Annotated in this window: 1 pseudogene; it reads right to left on the bottom strand. The window is 42.0% G+C overall.

The window, feature by feature from the left end:
• Positions 1-462, bottom strand: a pseudogene (locus R8N49_RS28240) (LruC domain-containing protein); the annotation flags it as partial.
• Positions 463-628: the final 166 nt, after the last annotated feature.

Below are 628 nucleotides of genomic sequence, written 5' to 3'. Positions count from 1 at the left end.
CAAGTTGACGTTTGCGGTCGCGGTAATTTGCGTAAGTGTTAGCGTCGCATTTGGATCGGTATCTAACGGTGACAGATCAATGGAAAATAATCCTTTTCCTTTGCGATATAAGTAGTAAACGTGATTATAAACATCGCCAACAAAAAACGTATGACTAGGCAAACCAGCGACATTCAGTGTTTCTGCTTGAAAGTCTTTCCCTAAACGGACGATTTTCAAGTTGGTGGTATCGTAGCCATAAATGTATCTGTCGGTGAAGTCGAACCCGACGGCATTGATCCCTGATGCCAAACCCACATCGTCAGCTAATAAAGTTGTGGAACCCGTAACCAGATTGACGCCATAAACTTGAACGGGAGTCGATTGGAATAAATACGCTTTGCTCGGACAAGTGTCGAAAGGCGCCGCATTCGCATAAGCGCTTACGAACAGTGATCCGAGTATTAGTGATGTTCTTTTCATGATTCGCCCTCTCATTGATTTGTTTTATATGCAATGAAAGGAGCGTGCCAATTCTTAAGTGTCTGTTTTTGATGGGTATTGACAGCTAAAAGTTCGAGGTTTTAATTTTGAATCTCAGAATAAGAAAAAAGCCCAACGTTGCGTTGAGCTTTTTGAGAATCGATTG

This window comes from Vibrio sp. 1978 (genome assembly GCF_033344345.1).
This window is presented reverse-complemented; position numbering and strand designations above follow the sequence as displayed.